Below are 24,730 nucleotides of genomic sequence, written 5' to 3' on the forward strand. Positions count from 1 at the left end.
CAGTTTAGGCAGTTTTGCTTTACTTAACAACTAACTTACCATATATATGTCCATAGAACATTGGTATATAAGAACGTGCTACAACTACTAATCTTACTCACGGTCATCACTTCAGCTGCATTCTTTGGTCATTTAGTTCCAATGGAAATAAAAACCTTCTTGTACTCAGTGAGCCTTAGTATAAAAGAGGTTTTGCTATTTATAATGCCTTTTGTTATTTTTGCGTTAATCTTTAGCAGTGTTAACAATCTTAAGCAGTCAGCTATAAAGTTTATATTATTACTTATTATAATGATCTTCTTATCGAATCTGGCTTCAAGTTTAATAGCTTATTCTGTTGGGCATTTTATCATACAAAACACTTATTCAATACAAGATATAACGTATGAAGAAACAATTGTTCCTTTATGGTCGTTTAGGCTGCCGCTACTCCTTTCTAATTTTTATGCCCTTGCTTGTGGATTTGTATCCAGCATAGTAGTGTCCACATTGCTACCCAAGAAAAGCAAAGAGCTTTCGAACAAAATGTTAGATTTAACTCTCTTTATTTTGAAAACGTTTTTGACGCCGATTATTCCAATATTTGTACTTGGGCTTGCTTTAAAAATGCAGCATGATCAAGTTTTATCTATAATATTTAAGGATTACTCAATAATTTTCATTATTATAGCATCTGCAACCTACCTTTATGTTTTCCTCTTATATGGAGCAGCAAATTCATTCAAGGTTACAAGCTGGATAGCTAGTATAGGCAATATGATACCGGCATTTATTACTGCAATGAGCACAATGTCTAGTAATGCAACTATGCCGCTTACTCTTGAAGGAAGCAAAAAAAATGTAAAGCAACCTGACATAGCATCGTCTGTTGTACCAATAACTGCTAGCTTTCATTTAGTAGGTGATTGCTTTTTTATTATAATATTATCAATGATAATTGCCTCCGGTTATTCATTATTCACAATAGATTATGTAACTTTTCTTCTCTATTTTTTGTTATTTAAGTTTGCTATCGTGGCAGTGCCGGCAGGAGGAATTATGGTAATGCTACCTATTCTTGAGAAACATCTCAAATTCTCTCCAGAAATGCTTTCGTTAATTACAGCATTGTATATAGTGTTTGATCCAATAATCACTTCAGCAAATGTTATGGGTAATGGTGCCTTTACTATGATGTTTGCAAAACTCTATGATAAGCTTAAGTAATGTCTATTTTAGCGATTGATACTGTAGGTATTGGTAGTTCAATAGCAATAGTTGATTATGATGGTAATTGTTTTGTAGAGCGCAATTCCGCCAGCAATAGTCATGCAGAATCATTTTTTAAAACTTTAAATACTTTATTTAATAAGCACAATTATAACTACGATAAAATAGACCATTTAGCGGTAGTAGTTGGACCAGGAAGTTTCACTGGAATTAGAGTTGGTATATCAGCAGCACAAGGTATAAATCTTGCTACAAATAAGCCGTTATATGGAGTTAGTGCGCTGGAAGTTCAAGCCTATGCAATATCTTTGCTTTGTAAAAATAGCAAAAAAAATATCAGAGCTATAATCAAAAATGCTCAAGGGTTTTATACGCAGTTATTTGATTTCAATTTATTGCCGCTGTCTGGTCCAACTGCAGCATGTGACCCTGGTCACGCTACAAGCAGTACACATATGGATTGCAATTTAAATGCTAGCCATGCAGGACTATTAGTTCATTATAGACTGAAGAACAAGCAAAAATTAAACGAAGTTGAAGCTTTATATTTAAATGAGCCTCAGTATATGAAATTGCTATAGATTATTCTTTTGCATACACGCAATTTGGCTAAGCTTGTGCATCTGGTTTACTATCTCTTGAGCTACTTCTTTTATACTCATATTTGAATTTTCTATCTCTATGGCACTCGGTGGTATAAATGAATCGTTAGTCCTCAATTTCTCTATAACGTTATTTACATTAATCACCCTCCTATTTTTTCTTTGCCTTTTTAATGCAATACGCTTTTGTAATGTCAGTAGATCGCACCTGAGTACTACAGGAAGGATTTCTGTGCCCATTTTTTTACTAAGCCTTACTATTGAATCATACATCCTCATGTTCTGGTCATTATTTTCCATCAACTCATCAATAAATATGTAATTTTTTGAGTGAATCGGATAATTTTCTATTACCTGAAGCATAATTTGCATAATGCCATATATTCTATCTTGAACTTCTTTAGGTATTGGATCACGTTCAAAGACACCATCGTATATAGAGCAAGCTTGAACATTGTTATAGAACTTGCTATTTACAATTAATGCGTCTATCATATTAGATAATTCTATTGCTGTGGAAAGTTTACCACTTCCCGAAAGACCAGAGAGATATATGAAAAATCCTGCTGGCTGTTTTTTTGTGTTAATATTTACCATATTATTTTCAATCTTGAAACTTACATTTATAATAACATAAAAATGAAGCTTTAAAACATATGAAATATTATATAGAAAATTATTTTTGTAGTTAAGATATTGTGTAATTTAAAAACATAAATTCTGTATATAAACTCTATAATAACGATAACTATTTTTAAGCAAGCTACAACACAAAAGTGTTTGGTATTCAGAAAGCAAGACAGAGTGGCATAGACTTATTAGTTTACTACAAGTCTCTTTTCGCGTATAAACCTTCAGAAGATTCTAACAGAGGATTGTGTTGTTAACAAAGAGCAGAGTAAAAAGGGATCTAGTCTATGCCTATCAGATTTTGTCCTACCTTAAGTTCGATGATCATACATATACTCACCTTTCAGTGCGTTCTGAAGATCAAAAGTCGTTTTATATTTATCCGTTTGGTATGCGTTTTGATGAAGTAGATGAACGTTCGTTAATGAAAGTATCATTTGATGGAGATGTAGTTGAAGGCAAAGAATATCAATATAATAGAACTGGCTATATAATTCATGGTTTTGTTTATCAAGCAAGGAAAGATATTCAAGCAATTTTTCACTTGCATACACCTTCTATTGTAGCGGTTTCTTCTCTCAAAGATGGGCTGCTTCCTATAAGTCAATGGGCACTGCACTTTTACAATAAAATCTCTTACCATAATTATAATTCCCTAGCACTTAGCGATACAGAAGGAAAGAGGTTAATAGCTGATCTGAAAGAAAATTTTGTCATGTTAATGCGTAATCATGGATCTATAACGTGTGGTCGGAGTATACAAGAAGCAATGTTTTACACGTATCATTTAGAACAAGCGTGCAAAACTCAATGTTTAACGTTAGCAATGAATAAGGAGTTATCAATTCCAAGTGAAGAAATTTGCTCAAAAGCTGTAAAGGATCTCCTATCTTTTGAAAGCAATCTTGGTGAGAGGGATTGGCACGCATGGGTTAGACTAATTAAAAGTAAGTTGTAAGTGACCTTACCCAGAAAAAGTAGAGAGAAAGTTAAGACGTTTTTGGAGTAAAATAAAACGTTTTTTCAAAATATGACAAATAGAAGAGAATATACAGCAGAATTCAAATTAGAAGCTGTTAAGCTGGTTAAAGAAACAGGTCAAGCAAGTACAAAAATAGCAAAAGATCTAGGTATAGATGGCAGTATGTTAAGTAAGAAAATATGATGGAAAAATGTCTGGAGCATACGCATTTCCAGGCAAAGGCTCCTTATGACAAAGAAAGATTTGATCTAAAAAAAGAGCTAATAAGAGAAAGAGACATCTTAAAAAAAGCCCTGGGCAAAGAAAAAGAGTAAAGTATTCTTTTATATAGAAATTGCTATAAAACACAGGAACTATGTAGGGTTTTGTACTGGTGGTATTGGTTGCTAAGGAAAAAAGCAGTAAAGAATTAGCAAAAGAAGGGCTTCTAGCAGATATTCAAAAAATACATCAAGCATTCTAAATGCAGATATGGAGCCCCTAAAATTCACGCTGAATTAAAAGCTTTAGGCAAAAATTAAAACAGTACAAAGTGTTATGCAAGAAAATGGCATTAAAACCAAGCTTAGACGAAGGTTCAAAAATAAAAAACAGCAAATAAGCAACCGAGTTGTGGCTCCGAACACATTGGATCAAAATTTTACTACTGATCAGCCAAATAAAGTTTGGGATTACCTACATAAAAACTAAAGAAGGTTGTTGGCGGCAATAATTGACCTATATTCACGCATGGTGGTTAATGAGTAACATGATAATTAGTTATAGATTCTTTATTGATGGCCGTTGATAAACGCAAACCCGATAAAAATCTGCTGTTACATAGCGATCAAGGGTCACAGTATACCTCTCAAAATTACCAATTTCTATTGAATACAAAAAACATCATTTCCAGCATGAGCCATAAGGGCTGTTGTTACGATAACTCTGTTGCAGAAAAGTTCACTTAAAAGGGAGCTGCTTATTGATACTTCTCGCTCAACAAACCAGAACTGCCATATTTGAATACATAGAAATCTTTTATAACAAATAACGTAGACATTCTACTATTAACTATTGCATTCCTGCACAATTTATTCTCATGATAAAAACGTCTTAACTTTCTCTCTACTTTTTCTGGGTAAGGTCACCTCTTTAGGTGCTCCTTTTTTCTTTCTTATACACACAAAAATCATATAGAATTGTAAATACAGCTTTTTTATTCTGATGCTTTTCAATTCTATAGCTCTGGTTGTCTCTCTATTACTATTTTTCTACATTATCGTAAAAAAACTGAGCGAAAAGAAAGCAAACCTTGAGGGTAATTTATGTAAATTAGAGCAAGAACTTCAAGAAACAAAGCAAACTTTGCTTACGAAGAATGAAGAAATAGTTGATTTAAGGGTCAAAAGAGCAGAACTTGAAGTAACTCTGCAAAAAGAACGTGAGGAAAAGAAAAAGGAAATAGAATTACTAACAAAAGCAGAGGAGAGATTAACAAACACTTTTAAAGCGCTCTCTCTTGATGCTTTGCAAACAAATAACAATAATTTTCTGAACTTAGCAAAGGAAGTAATCGATAGTAAATTAAAAGAAACGGAAAGCGATTTCAAAAAAAGACAAGCAACGATCAACGAAGTTGTAACTCCAATAAAAGAAAAATTAGAAAAATTCGATAATGAAATACGTGAGCTAGAAAAGGAGAGGGTAGGGGCCTATGAAGGTTTAAAGGAGCAAATTGGAGCGCTGATGAACCAAACTTCCAACCTTGCTAATGCCCTGAGGAAACCTCACATTAGGGGCAAATGGGGTGAAATGCAACTCAAAAGAGTGGTAGAAATGGCAGGAATGATTGAGTATTGCGATTTTTTTACTCAGCCGTCAGTGATTGATAAAAACGAGGATAATTTATTGCGTCCTGATTTAATAATCAAAATGCCATCTGGAAAGCAAATAATAATAGATGCTAAAGTGCCGCTTGATTCTTACATGGATGCTATATCACAAAATGATTTGCAAATACAAAAGGAGAAATTAAAGAACCATTCCCTGGCAATAAAAAAACACATAAATGACTTGGGTAAAAAAGAGTATTGGAATCAATTTGAAAATACGCCAGAACTTGTGGTGCTTTTCTTAACAGGGGAGGGGGTTTTTAGCGCAGCACTGGAATATGAGCCTGCTTTGATAGAGATTGGAGTGGAAAAAAAAGTGATCATTGCAACACCGATCACTCTAATTGCGTTGCTGAGAGCAATAGCGTATGGATGGAAGCAAGAGATGATAGCTGAAAACGCAAAGAAAATCAGTGAACTAGGTCATATTTTATATGAGCGCATTTGCACAATGGGTGAAAACTTTGATAATTTGCGCAGGAGCTTAAAAAGTGCTGTTGATCATTATAATAAAACTGCTGGCTCTCTTGAAGCAAGGGTGTTTCCTGCTGCTCGAGAATTCAATAAGCTTGGTATACATGCAAAAAATAAAAGTTTAAGTGCTGCAAAGGAATTAGAGTCTTTACCACGCAGTTTACATACTGAGGGGCTGAAAGTAGATTAGGCATCTTAACAGGGAATGTTCAAAAAACCATACGCGTCAAGTTAAGGAATGTAGAGAGCTTAAAGTAGATACCCTGGTCTTCCTATATCTGTCTTTCAAAGAAAACTTTGACCAGATTATAGTAAGCTTTTTTAGAAAAATTTTTAAATTATTGACAATATTGTTTAATATCAAAAAGAGCTCTCTAACCCGCCTTTTCAATTCAATAAATGCCTTTGTTAAACTGAGCTCCGTGTTCTTTTTTAGTTTTACACAGCCAATCATTCCGTGAAATACGAGAATAGCACATAATTTTGCGTATAGCTCGCACAATACTCTAAATGGATTTGTCTTTCCTTTTAGTTTATCAAGATTGATATGACTTTTATATAGTTTAAATAGTAATTCGATTTGCCATCTTACTCTATAAACCGTCAATATTTGTTCAGCATTAATTTTACTCTCTGGAACATTAGTTATAAATATTGACCAATCTAATAACTTTTGATTCTTTTGAGAAGATGTATATCCATGTGACTTTGCTAATTTATTAGCCTTTCTTCTTCTAGCCATAGACTGTTCTTCAGTTAGCTTTTGACATATAATTCTTACCTTAATTTTTACTTCCTTTCCTAATAATACTTCTTTTTCTGAAGATAATTGACCTTCCAAATACTCCAATAGCTCTATTTTTTGATTTGTTTCTATATCATATATATTGGTATCAGACTTATAACGACTAACAAAATATGCACCTGCTTCATCAATCTGTTTAAAAGAACTAGGCACAAAGTAGCCCAAGTCAAATATTAGCAAATCATTGGCTGATAAACCGTTCAGATAATCCCTATAACCTTGATCCGACCTTATTCCTTCCATAAAATTTAACTTATCTAGCGCTTGATTCAGGTAATCAAAGACTAACTGTAGCTTTATTCCTGATTTGGTATTATTCTCACAATCTCTATAGCTACTGCCATATCCTTTGTACATATCTTCCATGCTACTGGGCAGGCTAATGTAGCTGCTATCCAATAATTTAACGCTTCCAAATTGCTGTAAAATTTTGCAATCAATCTGTAGACTTTTTTTAAATAAACACAAAGCTTCGTTATACATTTTTTTCATGAACTCAACTGCTTCTTCACTAAACCTAAAATCTAAACCCTGTTTTGTAATTTCTATCGAGTCTTCATTTAGCAATTGGCACATTGTTTCTATGCTGCAATCATCAACTCCTATGTTACCAAAAACCATAGCTTTTATGAATGATGAGCCATTAAGTTTTCTCTTTCTTTTTATAAAACCTACTGCAATTGATATTTCGTCTGCTTTTTCATTAAAGAATTCATTGAGGTCTTTTGATAAGCAAGCTATTCTGTCCATTGTAAGTTCTCTCATTCATATATCCAAGAGAATTTATACCTTATTATTTTCCTTCACTCTATCAACTTTACTTACACTTTTCCTTAACTTGACGCGTATGGTTTATTTAACACTCCCGGAAGCCAACAACAATGGGAAACTTTCGGAGCTACCGCCCTCTTCCCTTATATTTGCCTTGAGTTGAAGCCTGAGCTTTTACAAATAGCTCCCAATATCCCTTCTCATCGCCTTCTTCCTGTATCAATCGTGCTAACCGCTGCATCAATTCATTATTGAGGATAGCCATCTTTGTCCATTTACCTATCGGTTTTGCAACACCAATTATTTTTAGATTTTCTTTATAAACTTGAAGGTTATGTTCAATTTTCTCTTCACGCTCTTTTAGTGACATCTTTCTGATAAGACTTTTATACGCTCGTTTCCTAAAAAAGGAAAATATTTTAATAGCAATGATTAGTATTATGCCACATATAGAAATCTGCTCGTAGGACATTGTTGCACTCCGCTATTTTAAGGTTATTCCGTAAAGCAGAAATAATTCTGTAATTTCTTCGTTTTCATCCGCTACAGCGTTCTCTAGTGCTGTGTAACCTTCTTTAGAGTTATAAAAACATTTCAGATGAACATTTGCTTTTTTACTCAGCAATAATTCCACAATTTCTTTATTGCCATTCATAACAGCCAGATGCAGCGGTGTACAACCACTTTTCCCAATTGCGTTAACATCTGCCCAGCTTCGCAATAAAAGCTCTACATACTCTTTCTTATTTAATGAAACTGCAAGGTGCAAAGGAGTACTTTCTTCTGCATTTTTAGTTTCGAGAAAGGCGCCTCCCTTTATCAGTAACCCCAACATTACCCCATCAGCACATTTTACAGCTATATGAAGAGGTGACTCACCTAGACCATTTAGGCGATTAATGTCTGCACCATATCGTAATAGCCTTTGCATAGCATACAATTGCTTATACTTTATTGAAAAATGTAAAGGAGTATTACCGTAAATATTATAGGCGTTAATATTTTCAGTCCTTGCTGCAACAGTTTGTACTATTTCGATAAAGCCAAATATGGAAGCAACGTGTAGTACTGTATTGCCTTCTCTATCTGCAGCATCAACGTTAGCACCATGTTTGACAAGGAATCGAATGATATTATAAAAGTTCTTTTCTGCAGCAAAATGTAAAAAACTAACACCCAATCTACTATTTATGATCCATTTGAAAACTGCACTAACTAATAAAGAAAAAATACTAGGATGTCTGAAGTGATAAATTTCCTTTGCAGCCTTTTGTAAAATCTTTTCTACTGTCATAGCAACCCCACAAAAAGTGTGTTTGTATTAGAGTATGCAGCGAGAAACGTTTTTAAATTATTAACTCGCATACCCGTTTAGTTAGTATTTTACAAAGAAGCCACTAGCTTTACTACTACTTTTATATTGAATAAATAATATTTAAATAGAAATAGAAAAGTATTTAAGGTAGTATATTAATGTAGAAATCTATTCCTTAGAAATTTGCTCTGAATTTTCTTTACTTACTGGTTTTATAGACACATCTTGAATTTCTTCTTCTGGCTTAGCTAGTAGAGTTGACTCTTCTTTAGATTCTGCTGCTAATTTACGTTGTTTAATAAATTTCTTTAGTGTCTTGACTGCGATAAAGTTAATACTGAAAACACATGCAGAAGTTATGGCTAAGGCTGGAAGAGGAGCTAAACTGAATGTTGGTAAAATTGCCACAATTGTAGCAGATGTTAGTAAAAATGCTAACTTCTTGCTCCCGATTATCTTGTTTTTCTTAGCTTTTATGGGGTTTAGGCTCTTCAGCTTCCCTTTTAGCTTTTTGAAGCCTTTTTTGAACACGTTGCCCTTTTTCAGCTCTTTCTCTACGGGTTTTGCTTTCTTTGTTTTTAAGCTTTTTATTTTTTCTTTTATTCCTTTTTTATCTTTTTTTACTTTAGAGGTCTTCTCCATCAACTTTAGAGGTTGCTCATGTAGCGGTTTTGGCTTATCGTTTGAAATTTTAGCTTCTTGCCCCTTAGTATGCTTTTTGGGCGAAACTATGTTTTTTAAACCTTTCTTTGCTTTATTTCTTTAGTTTGCTTGGCATTTCAAAAATTTATCTATTAATTCCTGGTTGTCCTCTATCATTGCATTTGCCTCCTGCTGCAGACATTTAATATTTTTAGGTGTTACATTATCCATCTCAGCTGATGCTACTTTTAGTTGTGATTGAATGTCTATCATTCTTATCTTATATTACAAAAAAATCAGTCAGTAACTCCCTGCTCAGATAATCTCTATTCTAAATCTATTAAAATTACGCAATTAAAGACATATCTTGTATAATACTTCTAATGCTACTTTTAGCAAAAATTTGTGAATATGGTTAGAACAGTAAGTAGAAGAGAGCCTGTATGCTATCAACCTTTTTTGCAGCGAAGTTATATGAGCACATCATGGAAGTTTGTATATTAAATTAGGAGTTTTGTGGATTACAGACTAAGAGCTTATTTACTTGGAGTTATCTGGTTTATACTTAGTTTATTTAGTAGTGTAGCTAATGATACTATATCAAAATATCTAAGTTTACATCTCCAAAGTTTTGAAGTAATCTTTTTCCGCTTTTTATTTAGCACTATTACCCTTGTACCTTTTATGCTTTACTATGGAAGAGAAGCTTTTAAAACAAGTCAAATATCTATTCAGATAACTAGAGGAGTATTGTTATTTGTTGGAATAACCTTGTGGACCTATGGGTTAGATATTTTTCCCATAGTAACTGCAACAATTATAAGTTTTTCTATACCATTATTTGTTATACTTCTTGCAATCCCTTTACTAAATGAAAATATAATTTGGCAAAGATGGTCAGTAACTGTTATTGGCTTTGTTGGTATTGCTATTACTACCAAAGCTTATAGTGAAGACTTTAATCCTAAAATTCTTATTTTTATTGTATCTACATTAATCTTTGCTATATTAGACATACTTAATAAGAAACTCGCAATAAAAGAGTCCGTGATAAGTATGTTATTTTATTCAGCTCTAACAACAACTATTTTTTCCACTGTGCCTTTGCTGTTTTATTGGCATTTGCCTTCCTTGTTAGAATTAGTATTACTACTGATTTTGGGAATTAATTCAAATCTAATTCTGTTCTTCATATTAAAAGCTTTTACTCTTGCAGATGCTACTGCACTTGCACCATATAGATACATAGAGCTAATAATTTCTGCAATAGTAACATATGTTATGTTTAATGAGTTGCCTGATAAAAGTGCTTTGTATGGTATTTTAATATTAATACCATCGACTTTGTTTATAGTTTATTCAGAAAGTAAAGTAATTAAGAAAAATAATGTATGCAACGCTAGAGTAAAAATTTATGACTCTAATTGTTAATGATGTTCTTTTTAAATGTTTAAGCAGTTGAGCTACATTAGGATATTTTTAAGGTGATGACAAGATGTATATAACCATTATAGGAATAGGGTATGTAGGTTTAGTATCTTGTGCAATGTTATCAGAGCAGGGTCATAACGTTGATTGCATTGACATAAATACTAAGAAGATTGAGTTATTGAAATTAGGAAAAATTCCTATATATGAGCCTGGATTAGCAGACTATTTAGAGAATAATATAAAGTTACAAAGGATAAGATTCTTCGATTCGTATTCTCAAATAAATCCCAACACAGAAGTAGTGTTTGTAACTGTAGATACTCCATCAGACTCCCTAGGAAATGCAAATTTACAGAATGTATATAATGCAGTAAGTGAAGTTTCTGAGAGAGTTAATCAAGATTGCTTAATAGTGATAAAGTCAACTGTTCCTCCTGGTACTGCAGAAAATATATATAATTATTTATCTAATAAGGGCTATAACTTTGATTTGGGGGTTAATCCAGAGTTTCTCAAGCAAGGCTCTGCAGTATCAGATTTTTTATACCCAGATAGGATAATAATAGGAGTAAAAACTAAGCTAGCTAGAGCAAAACTAGAAGTTATATATAGATCATTTATAGATAAGAATATTCCGTTAATAGTCACTGATACAGTTACTGCTGAAATGATTAAATATGCTTCTAATGCTTTTCTAGCAACAAAGGTTGCTTTTATCAATGAGATGGCAGGTTTATGTGAGCTATTAGGAGCAGACATTGACCTTTTAGCTAACAGTATGGGAATGGACCATAGAATAGGTAAGGAATTTCTCAAAGCTGGTCCAGGATTTGGAGGATCATGTTTTCCTAAAGATTTGTCAGCTTTAATAAGGCTTGCTGAAGATCACAATGTCAAGCTACAAATTTTAAATTCAGTTAAGGAATCTAACTATAATCATATAACAAACATTGCTAAAAAGGTAGAATATGTATTAAATGGAGTCCAAAATAAAAAAATAGCAATATGGGGGCTAACTTTTAAGTCTGGTACTGATGATGTAAGAAATAGCCCAGCTATAGATATTGCACAATTGTTAGTGAATAACAAGGCTAAAATTACTGCATATGACCCAATGGGGATGGATAATGCTAGGCAAGTTCTAAAGGATATAGAATACGCGGACAATGCTATAGGGGCTGCAAGGGACGCGGAAGCCTTGTTATTGTTAACGGAGTGGAAAGAATTTAAAAATCAAGATTTTGCAAGTTTAAAGAGTATTATGGCTGCACCTAATGTTTTTGATTTCCGTAATTTATTAGATAGCGAGCTATTACTAAGATATGGTTACCATGTTTATTCCTTGGGTAAAAAATCTATCTACAAAGTTTAACTGTTGAGAAATTTTTTTTACACCGCTTTACTTAGTTTTTTTAGATCTTTGCTTGATAGTATGGAAAAGCAAACGAGTGCAACAACAGAGCAAATGGAAAAAAATGAAAACATAATACTGTTACCACAGTGCTTAACAAGTACTCCTAAGAGCACGCATGAAAATATTGAACTTGCAATATACCCAAATAATCCTGTTAAGCTTACAATTGCACATACATTATTTTGTGGAGCAATTTCTACAGCTATAACACCTGTCAGTACTTGCACTCCAAATATAAAGAATCCTGATAAGATTGCACAAAGGTTCATAAGAATTATGTTTTGACCAAAGTTCATTGCAATAAAAGTGAGTGCTATACCCAACATATAAAGTGATGCCAGCAAGCTTCTATTTTGAAAGAAGTACATATCACTAATTCTTCCTGTTATTAAAGTTCCAAGGATTCCACCTAAATCATATACGCCTGTTATTAGTGAGGATTGTACAAGAGAAATTTGTAATTTATTCTTTAAAATTATAGGAAACCAAAAGAAGATTCCCATTTTTATAATATAAGCACAAAAAGTAGCACAACATAGAAACCATATGGAACTTGTTACCTTGATACCTATTTGAGATTTCTGCACCTTATAATAGGTAGTAAAGTTGGCACTTTCTTTGTAATATGCCTTTAATATTATATAAATTCCAAAAAGTAAGCATAAGAAACCAGAGTACAAAAATGCACTTTTTGCATTATATATTTTAATTATACTTGGTAATACAATTAAAGTAATACAAGAACCAAGTTGCTGAGATGCGCTCATAACTCCCCATGATGATGCAATTAAAGAGATGCTAGAGTTTGTAACCATAAACTTGGTAATAGCTGGCCAACCTAACCCTTGTGTCCAAGCTAATAATATTAATGTTAACAGTAATAAAGTTAGATTATTATATGATAAAGTTATACCAATGGTTAATAATCCAGTTGCAATATTGCATAGCCCAAACATAAATAATGGATTATTTTTGGAGTCCATGATTATTCCATTAACAAATTTTGATACTCCATAAAAAAAAGAAAAGCAGGCAAAAAAATAGCTTAATTTTACATGGTCAGTATCTATTAACAGTGGTAGAGCAATTGGTATACTTTGTCTTGATAAATAAAGCAGCATATATCCACAGAAGAATAGTAAATATTGAAAGAAGACAAAGTTCACACCTATTCCCAAATAGCTCTATGCAGATGCTAGCATAATACTATATTGGTATAATATTGTTTGACAAGAAGTTTGCAAACAATTAGTGCAGAAAATTACTTAGTATCTTTCTTATAGCAGATACAGTAGTATTAATATCTTCATAGCTTATATCTCTATGTGTTATAGCTCTGATTTTACCTTTGATGTTAGCCATTCTAATTCCATAATTTGTCATTAGTACGTTTATTAATTCTTGAGTAGATATACAATTAGTACGTAATGAAAAATACGCTATATTAGTTTTATACAGGTCGATATCAATTATAACTTGATCTATGGAGTCTAGGCCTTCTATAAGGTGCTGCATTTTTTTATGATCTTCTTCTAAAGAATTTACATTATTACGTAGAGCATATAAACATGCAGCTGAAATAATGCCAGCTTGGTGCATACCTCCGCCAATTTGAAACTTATAGTACCAAGCTTTTTCAATAAAATCTTCACTTCCAAGCAATATTGCACCCATTGGAGCACCTAATCCTTTACTAAAATCAATGAATACCGAATCAAAATAACTTGCATACTCCTTTGGAGATATTTTAGTATGAGCACAAGCGTTGAACAGTCTTGCTCCATCTAAATGAGTGAATACGTCATTCTCTTTGCAGAGACTTGAGATCTCTTGAATATATTCTAAAGGCCACACAGCTCCACCACCAAAATTTGTCGTTTGTTCGATAGAAACAAGCCCAACTCTCGGAATATTTCTTAAACTAGGACGAGTAATAAACTCAACAATTTGTTCTCCAGTAAATATTCCTCTTGTACCTTTGATGGGCAAAGGAGTAGCATGTGCCTGGGCTGCGATCAAGCCAGATTGTACTATGAGTGGATGTGAAGTTTCATCAAGCAGCAAGTAATCACCAGGTCTTTGAATGTGTACTTTATAAGCAATTACATTGGACATCGTTCCTGAAATCAAAAAGATTCCTGCAGGTTTACCTAATATTTTACATGCGGTTGCCACTAATTCGTTCACAGTTGGATCTTCACATGCAGCTTCGTTTCCAACTTTTGCTTTAGCCATCGCTTCCCTCATTTTAGCTGAAGGGTCAGTGTTTGAATCGCTAAAGAAATCTATTTTTACTCTCATATTAAATTTAACACAACCTCCTTTATAATTTCAGCAGCTTTCATGATGTCTGTTTCCTTTGTGCCAAGATGGGTAACTGCTCTTATATGAGACTCGAGCCAAGGAAAAAGCAATAAACCATAAGCTTGGCACTTACTCAAGAAAACCTCATTAGTTACATTTAGTGCTTTTATACTAAAGCTTACTATATTAGTTTCTGGATAAGGTAGTACCAGTTTTATGTGTGGAATTTCCTTAATCTTGTCTGCAAACAGTTTGGCGAGTTTATTGTCTTCTTTAAGCCTAGAAATATTGTTCTGTAGTACATACTTTGCTGCATTAGCACAATACCCTATCTGATGATAACCACTACCTAGCCAAACCTGTAGCTTTTTAGCCCTTTCAATTATCTCTCTTTTACCCATAAGCATTGAACCAAAAGGAGCTCCAAGTCCTTTGGTAAAAGAAAAGCTCATTGTATCCACATATTTAGCATAATCTGCTAAAGCAATATTTGTTTCGACATGAGCATTAAATATTCTTGCACCGTCTAAATGAAGATTTACATTGTGAGCTTTTAAAAAGTGATATAACTCGACTTGTTTTTCAAAAGGATAAATTTTACCATTAAACCCGTTTATACTATTTTCTATAGAAACAAGACTCACCTGAGCAAAAATTTTGTACCTTGGCTTAGAATTAATAGCATATTCTACTTCAGCAACATCTAAGATTCCGCTATTATTTCTAATACAATTAAATACGATATTATTTACTTTTGCATTGCCTGCGCTATCGAAAAAATTAACGTGATAATTATAATGAGTTATTAGTTCATCACCAGGACTTGTTTGACTGGCAATGGCTAATCTATTTGCAAGCATACCGCTGGTTGCAAATAATGCTTCTTCTACTTTGAATAATTGTTTGCAATATTCTGATAAGTCATTACAGCTTTTGTCTTCACCATAAGCAAAATCTCCAACAGTTGCATTACTTATTGCATGTATAACGTTGGAGCTCTGCAGAGTTGTAGTGTCACTTCTCAGATCAATAATTTTTTCCATCTTATTTTTTGCCATTCAAACAACCAATTTGAGCATTCCAAAGTTCCTTGTAAAGACCTTGCTTAGAAACTAATTCAGCGTGTTTACCATCTTGGACAATTTTTCCTTTGTTAAATACTAGAATTCGGTCCATATGTAAAAGTGTAGAAATACGGTGTGCTATAGTAATGGTGGTTTTATTTTCCATCAACTTAAATAAACTCATTTGAATTGTTTTCTCTGTTATAGAATCTAACTGACTAGTTGGCTCATCGAAAAATAATATCGGAGCGTTTTTTAGAAATGCTCTCGCTATGATTATTCTTTGTCTTTCCCCTCCAGATAGCTTTATGCCTTTTTCTCCGACTACAGTTTCATATTGATCGGGTAGAGTCATAATGAAATCGTGAATACCAGCCAGCTTTGCAGCTCTTATTATTTCTTCGATAGTAGATTGAAGTTTACCATATATAATATTTGCTAAAATAGTATCATGAAACAACAATGGTTCTTGAGGTATTACAGATATTTGTTGCCTCAAAGAACTCTGTGTAACTTCCGATACTACTTGATTATCAATCTGTATATTACCTTTTTTAACATCAAATAGCCTTATGATTAAGTTTATAAAAGTAGATTTACCACCTCCAGAATAACCAACTAGACCTACCTTTTCGCAAGGATTAATGGTAACTGAAAAATCTTGAAATAATGACTTCTGACCCTCATAAGAAAAAGAAACATTATTAAACGTTATTCTTCCACTTAATAAATTTAATTTTTTAGCATTTTCCTTATCTTGAATTTCTGGTACGGTAGTCAAGATTGGCAATGCATCTGAAACTTTGCCGAAATGAGTAGAAAATTGGGTAAGATTCCTAGTTAGATGGTTAAGAAACTCTATAATCGATATATTAATTCCAAGTACAAGAGCAATATCTCCTATTGCAATCTTGTTCAATTGATAATCATGAATTAAAAAATACAAGTTTACTGCTTGGAGTATATCAAATGAATAGCCATATATAAACCAAAGCCAAAAGTATGCCCATTGTAATTTTCTTTCTGCAATAGTTTTTTTCTTGCATACTTGAAAAAATTTATGCCTCTCATGCGCTTGCCGAGAAAATAACCTTACTGATATAACATTTAAAATACTGTCGGCTATACCCGCTATTACTTGTGAACTTTGTTTAGAATGATCATCGGCTAATCCGGTAAGCACCCGAAAACTGAAAACCGAAATCAAAATAAAAATGTTCACCCAAATGAATGTAGCTATTGCAAACTTTATATTTACTAGTGATAAAGTATAAATAGCCAAGATTAATGCTATACTATAACTAAAGAAACAGTCTATAAGCAGTCTTATTAGCTCTATCACACTATCCATTAAGTTACTGACCTTATATACTAAACTTCCGGATAGGTTGTTTTGATAATAGGAATGGTCTTGCTGAAGCAGCCTGTAAAAAGACATATCAGCTATTTTTTGACGCATTGAGGTAAACATTCGAATGTCAACAAAATAGCCATAGAATCTAAAAGCAGTAGTAATAAGTAATGCCATACAAACATAAGCGCTTACAGGTAATAAAAGATTTTCAATTACATTACCTTCTTGATATTTTACAGCTGTATCTAAGATATTTTTTACTAAATACTTTCTAAAAGATAAATCAACAGCCACTACTAGGGCAACCAGGAACATTACAAGCACATTAAGCTTAAACTTGGATAAGATATTCAAAATGAACACCAATATATACTTGAAACTACCAACTCTACTTTTGTTCATTTATAATGCTAGCTCCACCACATTGACTTTTTTATTGAGAAATACAAGCAGTGAAAACCATAAATTTTTGTATATTTTTCCTGAAATGTCTCCAGCATCATGTAGTGCTGACGCTTGATTCAGAATAAGTAGCTTATATAAATCTCGCTTAGCTTCAGCAGTGTTGACCTCAGAAATATTTGTAGTTGTGTCTGTAATAAAGGCTAACCAGCTCTTAATAAGTTCTTCCATATTTTTTGTTTTTATACTTTCCTGGCGACGAAATAATGATAAGTATTCTCTCAGTATAAATTCTGTTAATGCACCACAGTTTAATATACCAAAAACTGAAGGCTGAGGTTTTGGCACACAAGGAAGACTTTTATCTTTTACAACCCATCTCGTAACATAAGCAAACCTATCTTTAGCATCTATATTCTTATCACTACCATGCCATAACCGTGAATCAAAAACTATCGCATCTCCTGCTGAAATAGGTAGTGACTTAATTTTATAATTTTCCCGGTTATCCGAGTATTGATCCAAAAAGTATGGATGCCAAAAATCAACTAGAGGCTGTATTTTCCAGTTGTGACTATCTTCTATAACTTGTAGTGCACCTGAAGTTTTATTGACATTATTCAAAGCTAGCCAAACAGAAAAATGATAAGGGTCATTAAAGCTATAAGAGATGTCCTGATGGAAGGGAACTGCATCTATTAAATCAGCAGTTTTACATATAACATTTGATTTTTTCTGCAGTATCTGGCATTGAAGTGACTTTTCAAGATAATTTTTAATAATTTTATCTAATACTTGAGATACAATTCTAGTTACCTGAGATGATGTACCCCATCTTCCAGTGCAGTTTAAATAGTCAGAAGTTGAAACACCTAATTCTTGAGATAACTTTGATATCTTGCTTATTATATCATTTAAAGACTGAGTTATTAACTCTAAAGGAACTAGATTTTTGATAATAAAAAAACCATTTTTTTGCAATGCTTTCATATATTAACACCTAATGTCAATAACTGATAAATAATCTGTTAAAGGTACAATACTAAAAATTTTAAGCCCTTTTACTTGTTTTAGTATTCTTTTCCAATCGCTCAATGTCCTTAGTTTACCCCCTGTTTCAACCATTACATTAATATCTACAGAACCTCCCACTGGGGAGTAGTAATCTAGGATAGTTTCTATCACTAAAACGCGTGGTATTCCTTTATTTTTTACCAATTTTAAATAAGACAATACCTTATTATCATCATAATGCTGCAGAAAGCGGCAAAAGACACCTAATTCATAATTTGTAGCTGATAATTCTTCTTGAGTTATGAGTTTAATTTTTAAATCTTCTACTGCCTGCCTAGGCACTTTATGTTCGTTGTAATAATATAAGCCTATAGAACCTTTATTGTGTATATCAGAATAAGCAAGAAATAAAGAGTGTACGCCAAATAGCAATATATTTTTAGCACCATCTATATTAACCCTAGAATTAAACTCTTTAGTGTCAAACCTGGAATATCCTAGCAATGCTTGGTAAAACGCTATTTTCCTGTCTTCTGATGTTTCTTTCTCCTTAAAAGATTCAAATGAAGATATTGACTCCTGCCTTAATATATCGGCAATTTTTAACCAATTCTTTTCAGCGGCAACCCTTGCCCACATTGCTGCTGCTTTAGGCAAAAATGGTATTTCCTTAAAACACTTACCTTTTGATGATAGTTGCCATAAGTCCTTGTTCTTATCGTAATCAATAAACCCTATTTCCCACAACGCCCTTAACAGCCTTTCTAGATTTGGAACGATAATATTTAACTTTTGAGATAAAACTGGCATAGTTGCAGGTAAGATATTTAACAAATCAAGTTCAATAGCAACATTTGCGAGGTAAGTTTTCCAAAAGGCTGAAAGTTCTGCAGAAATCTTATGCACTTGAGATTCTTTATCTAAATCAAAAATACTAAACTTTACGTTTCCGGTAATATCGATCTGTCCTAATACACCTTCAAAAGTTTCAACTTTTGCCATGCCATTATAGAATGCTTCTACCATTTTAAATCTTTGCCGGTAAACAGGATTGCCATTAATATCTATATGAAACCAGCCATGCTTATCTTCTGCAATAGCAAATCCTTTATGAAAAACATTAAGCTTTTTATACCATTTATTATGTACTAACTTTCCATGATTATTAATATGTGTAGCTTTACCATCTTTATGGACTACAGCGATACCATCCTTAAAATCCCCAACATAATTGTATTCTTGCTCATAAACTCTATTGCCGTTCAAATCAATATGAAAAAACTTATCATGCTTTCTAATCACACAAATATCTTCTTGGTAATTTCCAATCCATTGATACGAATGTTTGTATGCTCTACATCCAGATGGATCAATATGGTAATACCCTGTGTCATCTTCTACGGCTGCTCTATTGCAGTAAAATCCAAAAGTTTTTAAAAATCTGTCGCGATAAATTGCTTCTCCCATTGCATCGATGTGATAAGCGCCTGTCTCATCATAAACTGGTGCAAGGCCAGGCTCGTGAAATTTATCAACTCTAATAAATCTATTTTTGTACAAAGGATTTTCTGACAATTGGTGAAACCTTTCACAGGGGGAAACCCTAATAGATTTAAGGTACTCACTATCTTTCATTAATTGACTAATGGTTTTCTCATGTTGCATGTTTTGCATAATTCATAGTTTAAATAATTCTTTTGTAAGTTTAGGTACTCGCTACTTTGCCATATTTCCTCCAGTTTAACTTCATTAACATTGCCAAAATCTCCTAATGTTTTGCGTAGTTCATCTGGAGCACAGCAGGGACTAAACTTGCCTTCATTGTTTATCCATGCTTCTTTACCTAAAAATGGGCACTGACCACCTGGAGCCAAATCCTTGATACCCTCTTGAGAAAGGATCGTAAAATTTTCTAATTTTATCTTTTTACCATTTGGCAATAGCATATTATCCCTAAGTTCATATAACCTTCCCACCTCCGTATTCCATCTACTAATTGCTAATTCATCTCTCCTCATAGATAGATCCTTAATTTCCTTAAAATGTGCCCAAAGATGATGTCCTTTAACTCTATCTATGCCATTTTTTATAGCCATCTCAACTATGTCGTAAAGTTCATGTAAATTACTTTCTAAAAATGTTAATTGTAAAGTAACGGTACACCTTTCACCTGTATCGCTAAAGTATTTATCTCTAACTTCAAGGAAAGTTTTTAAATTTTCTGTCACTACTTCCCATTTTGAACCTTTCATGATTCTTTCATGAGTTTCTTTAGTTGCCCCATTCCAGGAAATCTTAACATCAGATAAAATTGGTACCAATAGTTCAGCCCATTTTCTAGCTCCTTTAATAGGAAAAGAACCATTGGTCGTGAGGTTAAGCTTCAGGCCGAACTCATGGCACAAATTGATTATTTCATCAAAGCTTTTATACATTAAAGGCTCACCCATAGTAGAAGGAATGATTTCCCTTAAAGGTGTTCCATCTGCTTCCTTAATTACCTTCCTGATAGTTTCTATTGACATTATCTTGGGTTTTATCCCTTTAGCTTTCTTCTCCTCTTTAACTTTACTATATGGTGAAAAGCATTCACACATTACACAAGCAAAGTTGCAGTAATCTGGATTAGTATCAAAAGTAATTCTCCAAGGACCAGGTTTTGTAGCCACTGATTTGCCTTTATTTTCAATAACATTACGGTAAATTTTGTTAAGTTTCTCAGTATGCTCACTTATAGAAGGTACATTACCATTTTTAGTATAAAGATAGCCTCTTTGGGTCAGTTCACTGTATAATTCCTGGTCTGTAGATAGGACTTGCATTTTTTCTGACAAACTATTTGTATCTCTATGCTTAAATAATAGTCCGTTTATTCCATCTCTTACATATTCTGCCATGCCACCATAATCAGCCGTTATTACTGGTACACTCAGTTGCTGTGCTTCATGTATTACTAATGGTGAATTTTCACCCCAAATTGAAGGAACAACTATCGCATCAACTTTATTAAATACATCAGTAACTATATTTTTATTGTTATAACTTCCCATCCATTCTATCCTTTCTTTAACAGCATGTGGAAACTGATCGGCAATCGCTTTTAAAGTTTTAGTTTCTTCCCTTGCCGCTCCCCAAATTCTAAGTTTTGCTTTAGATGATAAGCGAGAAAAAGCCTTCAATAATAGGTCAACACCTTTCTCGGGAGTATGAGTACCTATATAACCGAAAATAAACTCTTTTTCTTGCACCCTATTTCTATTCTTAAGACGATTTAGATCAAAACCATAATCAAGATAAGAAATTTTGTTTATCGGAACATTAAAGTCTTGAGTAAATTTATCCATTAAGAATTTTGACGGAGCAATGAAGTAATCTATATAGTCCACTACTTTCTTTGTTTGCTTCATTCTAGTTGCAACCCATTGTTCCCAATAATTTAAGTCTGAATTCAAGAATTCTTCATCTCCTGTAAAATACCCCTTGTAACATTGGGTTGCACATTTTTGATCCTTCTGTCCATCACAAAGCCGTAACAAATCTTCAGAATTACGTTGAATAAATCTTCCTCTTGGACACATTAACCAAAAATCATGTAGCGTAAAAATTGTAGATATATTTTCTTTAAAAGCAACTTCTGGTAAAGTAATTGATAGATGATTAAGATGACCAAAATGTATAAGATCTGGTTGAAAGTTATCTATTATTCTTTTAAATTTTATATTTACTTCTTCATTGATAAATTTGTAACGATATTTAGTTGTAGGTATATTAATTAAATTCAGTAAGATCCGGGAATCACTACAGTCCAGAGCTGTAGTATAATGGAAATCAGGTAAGAAGCTGTTTTCATGCCTAGTAAATATTTGTACCTCATTATTATTGGCTAGTTCATGGGCAAGAGTTTGGCTGTAAACCTCCGAACCAGCGCTATAATAAGGAGGGTAACCATGAATAACTTTTAATATTTTCATATATTACCATATCTATATTGTTAGGATATTCTTGTGTATTGTTTTGTAGACTTTTTATAAATTTACCTAATCCTACTTTTAATGAATGCTTTGGAGACCAACCAAGTAGCTCTTTAGCTCTAGTAAAATCACCATGGAACTTAGTTACGTCAAAATTTCTTGGAGGATAAAAATCAATTCTAGAATCACTTTCCGTGACTTTTAATATTGTTTTTGCTAAGTTTTCTAAAGTACATGGGCTATTAGTAGTAAGATGAATAGCAGGAAGAGAAGATTTCTCGTTTTGTAAATATTTAACAGTTAAGTATATACCCTCTATAACATCATCCAAATAGGTAAAATCAAAAACACATTCTTTACCTTCTATCCTAATTGGATCGCCTTTCAATGCATTGATACAGAGTGCAGGAATTACTCTACTACTATGATCTAGTAAACCACCATATACATTTGAGAAGCGTAATATTGCTACATTAAAGTTAGAACCTTTTAAATTTATTACTTGTTCTTCAATAAACGCTTTACCTTTGGCGTAATTATTTATTGGGTTAATACTAGCAGACTCTGCAACTGGTAGTTCCTTTTGTTCTCCATATACTTCTCTACTGCTTGCATATATAAACCATGGTTTATTCGGAAGCGACTTGCAGAATTCTAAGAATTGGATTGTACCATCGACATTAACTTTTTGGCACAATTTAGGATAAAGCTCACCATGTATAACTCTAGAAATTGCAGCCAGATGAATAACCCCCGTACACTTAGCGAGTAGCGGCATTATATCTTCTGAAAAAAAACTGAGTGGGTTGTCGCGAAACCTAATATCGCAGCTTATTACTTCATAACCCTGCTTTTCTAACTTTTCTACTAAAGCCGATCCTATCAAACCTGCAGCACCTGTTATTAATATTCCCATGTGTCCCTCTCACTACAACCAGGAAAATCTTTCACACCTATCATCTTACAAGTAAGACTTAAAAAGCATTATAAAACTAGTATAAAACAAATGTCAACTTAAATTAAGGATCAATGAATAAAAAAATATAGTTATGAAAGAAGGGTTGGTTGTCTTCTTCTATTTGCCTGAAAATAACGTTCTGCTTTGACCAAATCCTCTTTGTTATTTACCCCCATTGCTTCCTTTTCGTCAGCGACTACATAACCTGCACGTAAGTTATTGCTTGCTGCAATGGGTATTATATCATTAAGACAACATTCGTTGGTCGAATCATTAAATTTTACTTCTTTTATTAGGGTATAAAGATCTTTAGCGTATGAAACCATTATTCCAGAGTTTGCAAGAAGAATTTCATCTTCACTTTTCAAGACTTTTTGAACATTGTCATTATCATCAATTACTAATCTTCCATATTGCTTATCTTGACTATTAAATCCAAGAAGAACTAAATTTTTATTATTACACTTTAAACAATCAGTCATTCTCATAACTGTATCACTAGATATAAACGGGGTGTCTCCGTACTGTATTAAAACTATGTCTTGTCCAGATAACCGCTCCAGGCTTTCTAGGGCAATTTTAACTGCAGTGCCAGTACCTGTAATATTTTCTTGAATTATCAATTTTATATTATATTTATCAATTATATCTTTTAAGGTACTAAATCTTTCTAACTCCTTTAGAAAAGGCTTGTTAATGACAATTGATAGACTTTTTAAACTCAGCGGTTTTGCATTGTGAATTATATGCTCTAAAAGAGTAAAATTTCCTACTGGGTGTAGTGTTTTTGAGTACTGTGAATTCATTCTACTGCTTTTTCCTGCTGCTAATATTATCAACGTGTTATCCATACATAACTCAAGAACTTACTAGGAGGTAAGTTAAGTGATAATTAATGAGTTGTAAAGTCTACTATAGTTTCCTAAATGATCCAGAAAAAATAATTAACATGCTTGAAATATATAAATCCTCTATGACGCTAATATAGATTAGCCGATAAAGTAAGCTTCCCAGAACTACTCATTTATATTGACCCATCAGTACTTATACAAAAGCTAGTTGATCGAGAAAATAGGCAAATCCTTATCAACGGCCTACTACTTTCCCTAACTTATGCTTCCTTGTTATATTGTTGAGTATACTTTTTAAATAGTTTTTTTCTGTTTTCTATCAACCAATAGAAGTTTCTTTTAGCCCATAAGGATATTTATATAGGAACTGATATTTTCTATGCTGGCAAGAGTCTTGACGCCGTAAAAAAAACTACTCAATAATTGGGTAACTTCTGATGACATTTTCACTGTACATTTATCGCACAACATTAGTGCTACAATCACAGGTGTAAAGGTATTAAACAACCTTTAAAAAGTTTCACTTTTCCCTTAATCAATTTTTCCTTTGATATAAGTGTTTATTGCTTTTGCCCTCTCTGTTGTTATAATTAACATTTTGTAGTAGTTCAAGATGAGTTTTGCATATTCAGAGAAAATCATCCATAGAATCAGCATCTAGCTTAT

Annotated in this window: 20 protein-coding genes and 2 pseudogenes; 7 read left to right on the plus strand and 15 right to left on the minus strand. The window is 32.9% G+C overall.

Annotated features, from left to right (window positions below):
* Nucleotides 1–75 precede the first annotated feature (75 nt).
* Both WHA_RS01055 and tsaB read left to right on the plus strand, forming a co-directional pair.
* Nucleotides 76–1,206, plus strand: coding sequence for a cation:dicarboxylate symporter family transporter (locus tag WHA_RS01055; protein WP_015588889.1), 1,131 nt, complete (start codon nt 76–78; stop codon nt 1,204–1,206).
* Complete coding sequence (gene tsaB, locus WHA_RS01060) at nt 1,206–1,790, plus strand: tRNA (adenosine(37)-N6)-threonylcarbamoyltransferase complex dimerization subunit type 1 TsaB (protein ID WP_015588890.1); 585 nt, start codon at nt 1,206–1,208, stop codon at nt 1,788–1,790. Before WHA_RS01055 ends, tsaB begins: the two co-directional genes overlap by 1 nt.
* Here the strand turns inward: tsaB and WHA_RS01065 are convergent.
* Nucleotides 1,785–2,408, minus strand: a complete 624-nt coding sequence (locus WHA_RS01065; protein WP_015588891.1) for an ATP-binding protein — start codon at nt 2,406–2,408, stop codon at nt 1,785–1,787. The two genes, tsaB and WHA_RS01065, sit on opposite strands and share 6 nt — an antisense overlap.
* A gap of 280 nt (nt 2,409–2,688) precedes the next feature.
* On the opposite strand from WHA_RS01065, the gene WHA_RS01070 reads away from it, so the two are divergent.
* The 3 genes and pseudogenes from WHA_RS01070 (at nt 2,689) to WHA_RS01080 (ending at nt 5,958) form a co-directional block, all read left to right on the plus strand.
* On the plus strand, nt 2,689–3,399 hold the full coding sequence (locus tag WHA_RS01070) for a class II aldolase/adducin family protein (protein ID WP_041573502.1): 711 nt from the start codon (nt 2,689–2,691) through the stop codon (nt 3,397–3,399).
* Nucleotides 3,400–3,471: 72 nt separating this feature from the next.
* A pseudogene (locus WHA_RS07460) lies at nt 3,472–4,453 on the plus strand (IS3 family transposase).
* Between the two features lie 173 nt (nt 4,454–4,626).
* A complete protein-coding gene (locus tag WHA_RS01080; RefSeq protein WP_007548651.1) occupies nt 4,627–5,958 on the plus strand; it encodes a DNA recombination protein RmuC in 1,332 nt (443 codons plus the stop codon).
* A gap of 36 nt (nt 5,959–5,994) precedes the next feature.
* On the opposite strand, the gene WHA_RS01085 is transcribed toward WHA_RS01080, so the two are convergent.
* The 5 genes and pseudogenes from WHA_RS01085 to WHA_RS06710 form a co-directional block, all read right to left on the minus strand.
* Nucleotides 5,995–7,323 (minus strand): IS4-like element ISWosp9 family transposase, encoded by a 1,329-nt coding sequence (locus WHA_RS01085; RefSeq protein WP_041573564.1) that lies wholly within the window; start codon nt 7,321–7,323, stop codon nt 5,995–5,997.
* Between the two features lie 148 nt (nt 7,324–7,471).
* Nucleotides 7,472–7,816 (minus strand): hypothetical protein, encoded by a 345-nt coding sequence (locus tag WHA_RS01090; RefSeq protein WP_015588894.1) that lies wholly within the window; start codon nt 7,814–7,816, stop codon nt 7,472–7,474.
* Nucleotides 7,817–7,828: 12 nt separating this feature from the next.
* A complete protein-coding gene (locus WHA_RS01095; RefSeq protein WP_015588895.1) occupies nt 7,829–8,638 on the minus strand; it encodes an ankyrin repeat domain-containing protein in 810 nt (269 codons plus the stop codon).
* 189 nt (nt 8,639–8,827) lie between these two features.
* The gene (locus tag WHA_RS01100; protein ID WP_015588896.1) at nt 8,828–9,301 is read right to left on the minus strand and encodes a hypothetical protein; all 474 of its coding nucleotides are present in this window, start codon (nt 9,299–9,301) and stop codon (nt 8,828–8,830) included.
* A 120-nt stretch (nt 9,302–9,421) separates the two neighbouring features.
* A pseudogene (locus WHA_RS06710) lies at nt 9,422–9,577 on the minus strand (patatin-like phospholipase family protein); the annotation flags it as partial.
* A 240-nt stretch (nt 9,578–9,817) separates the two neighbouring features.
* On the opposite strand from WHA_RS06710, the gene WHA_RS01105 reads away from it, so the two are divergent.
* A complete protein-coding gene (locus WHA_RS01105) occupies nt 9,818–10,732 on the plus strand; it encodes a DMT family transporter (protein WP_015588897.1) in 915 nt (304 codons plus the stop codon).
* Between the two features lie 64 nt (nt 10,733–10,796).
* Entirely contained in the window at nt 10,797–12,104 is a 1,308-nt protein-coding gene (locus tag WHA_RS01110; protein WP_006280072.1) for a UDP-glucose dehydrogenase family protein, read from the plus strand.
* Between the two features lie 17 nt (nt 12,105–12,121).
* On the opposite strand, the gene WHA_RS01115 is transcribed toward WHA_RS01110, so the two are convergent.
* The 9 genes from WHA_RS01115 to WHA_RS01155 form a co-directional block, all read right to left on the minus strand.
* On the minus strand, nt 12,122–13,267 hold the full coding sequence (locus tag WHA_RS01115; RefSeq protein ID WP_015588898.1) for an MFS transporter: 1,146 nt from the start codon (nt 13,265–13,267) through the stop codon (nt 12,122–12,124).
* A 127-nt stretch (nt 13,268–13,394) separates the two neighbouring features.
* Nucleotides 13,395–14,447 carry a threonine aldolase family protein gene (locus tag WHA_RS01120; RefSeq protein ID WP_006280070.1) on the minus strand — a complete coding sequence of 351 codons (1,053 nt, stop codon included), beginning with the start codon at nt 14,445–14,447 and terminating at the stop codon, nt 13,395–13,397.
* Nucleotides 14,444–15,493, minus strand: coding sequence for a threonine aldolase family protein (locus WHA_RS01125; RefSeq protein WP_006280069.1), 1,050 nt, complete (start codon nt 15,491–15,493; stop codon nt 14,444–14,446). Before WHA_RS01125 ends, WHA_RS01120 begins: the two co-directional genes overlap by 4 nt.
* Nucleotide 15,494: 1 nt before the next feature.
* The gene (locus WHA_RS01130) at nt 15,495–17,270 is read right to left on the minus strand and encodes an ABC transporter ATP-binding protein (RefSeq protein WP_006280068.1); all 1,776 of its coding nucleotides are present in this window, start codon (nt 17,268–17,270) and stop codon (nt 15,495–15,497) included.
* Nucleotides 17,271–18,260 carry a phytanoyl-CoA dioxygenase family protein gene (locus WHA_RS01135; RefSeq protein WP_006280067.1) on the minus strand — a complete coding sequence of 330 codons (990 nt, stop codon included), beginning with the start codon at nt 18,258–18,260 and terminating at the stop codon, nt 17,271–17,273. It lies immediately after the preceding gene.
* Between the two features lie 3 nt (nt 18,261–18,263).
* On the minus strand, nt 18,264–19,958 hold the full coding sequence (locus WHA_RS01140) for a WG repeat-containing protein (protein WP_015588899.1): 1,695 nt from the start codon (nt 19,956–19,958) through the stop codon (nt 18,264–18,266).
* Entirely contained in the window at nt 19,919–22,255 is a 2,337-nt protein-coding gene (locus WHA_RS01145) for a glycosyltransferase (RefSeq protein ID WP_015588900.1), read from the minus strand. Before WHA_RS01145 ends, WHA_RS01140 begins: the two co-directional genes overlap by 40 nt.
* Nucleotides 22,212–23,171: an NAD-dependent epimerase/dehydratase family protein gene (locus WHA_RS01150; protein ID WP_015588901.1), complete on the minus strand. Its 960-nt coding sequence runs from the start codon at nt 23,169–23,171 to the stop codon at nt 22,212–22,214. The genes WHA_RS01145 and WHA_RS01150 overlap by 44 nt, the downstream gene beginning before the upstream one ends.
* A gap of 131 nt (nt 23,172–23,302) precedes the next feature.
* On the minus strand, nt 23,303–24,064 hold the full coding sequence (locus tag WHA_RS01155) for a sugar phosphate nucleotidyltransferase (protein ID WP_015588902.1): 762 nt from the start codon (nt 24,062–24,064) through the stop codon (nt 23,303–23,305).
* Nucleotides 24,065–24,730 lie beyond the last annotated feature (666 nt).

Origin of the sequence: Wolbachia endosymbiont of Drosophila simulans wHa, assembly GCF_000376605.1 — a bacterium.
Classification (GTDB): Bacteria; Pseudomonadota; Alphaproteobacteria; order Rickettsiales; family Anaplasmataceae; genus Wolbachia; species Wolbachia pipientis.

Excerpts from the sequence above, each read along its gene's own strand:
- WHA_RS01065 (WP_015588891.1), bottom strand. The coding sequence starts at position 2,408 with ATGGTAAATATTAACACAAAAAAACAGCCAGCAGGATTTTTCATATAT.
- WHA_RS01120 (WP_006280070.1), bottom strand. The coding sequence starts at position 14,447 with ATGAGAGTAAAAATAGATTTCTTTAGCGATTCAAACACTGACCCTTCA.
- WHA_RS01080 (WP_007548651.1), top strand. The coding sequence starts at position 4,627 with ATGCTTTTCAATTCTATAGCTCTGGTTGTCTCTCTATTACTATTTTTC.
- WHA_RS01110 (WP_006280072.1), top strand. The coding sequence starts at position 10,797 with ATGTATATAACCATTATAGGAATAGGGTATGTAGGTTTAGTATCTTGT.
- WHA_RS01135 (WP_006280067.1), bottom strand. The coding sequence starts at position 18,260 with ATGAAAGCATTGCAAAAAAATGGTTTTTTTATTATCAAAAATCTAGTT.
- WHA_RS01145 (WP_015588900.1), bottom strand. The coding sequence starts at position 22,255 with ATGAAAATATTAAAAGTTATTCATGGTTACCCTCCTTATTATAGCGCT.
- WHA_RS01155 (WP_015588902.1), bottom strand. The coding sequence starts at position 24,064 with ATGGATAACACGTTGATAATATTAGCAGCAGGAAAAAGCAGTAGAATG.
- WHA_RS01140 (WP_015588899.1), bottom strand. The coding sequence starts at position 19,958 with ATGCAAAACATGCAACATGAGAAAACCATTAGTCAATTAATGAAAGAT.
- tsaB (WP_015588890.1), top strand. The coding sequence starts at position 1,206 with ATGTCTATTTTAGCGATTGATACTGTAGGTATTGGTAGTTCAATAGCA.
- WHA_RS01115 (WP_015588898.1), bottom strand. The coding sequence starts at position 13,267 with ATGCTGCTTTATTTATCAAGACAAAGTATACCAATTGCTCTACCACTG.
- WHA_RS01130 (WP_006280068.1), bottom strand. The coding sequence starts at position 17,270 with ATGAACAAAAGTAGAGTTGGTAGTTTCAAGTATATATTGGTGTTCATT.
- WHA_RS01095 (WP_015588895.1), bottom strand. The coding sequence starts at position 8,638 with ATGACAGTAGAAAAGATTTTACAAAAGGCTGCAAAGGAAATTTATCAC.
- WHA_RS01125 (WP_006280069.1), bottom strand. The coding sequence starts at position 15,493 with ATGGAAAAAATTATTGATCTGAGAAGTGACACTACAACTCTGCAGAGC.
- WHA_RS01090 (WP_015588894.1), bottom strand. The coding sequence starts at position 7,816 with ATGTCCTACGAGCAGATTTCTATATGTGGCATAATACTAATCATTGCT.
- WHA_RS01100 (WP_015588896.1), bottom strand. The coding sequence starts at position 9,301 with ATGGAGAAGACCTCTAAAGTAAAAAAAGATAAAAAAGGAATAAAAGAA.
- WHA_RS01150 (WP_015588901.1), bottom strand. The coding sequence starts at position 23,171 with ATGGGAATATTAATAACAGGTGCTGCAGGTTTGATAGGATCGGCTTTA.
- WHA_RS01085 (WP_041573564.1), bottom strand. The coding sequence starts at position 7,323 with ATGGACAGAATAGCTTGCTTATCAAAAGACCTCAATGAATTCTTTAAT.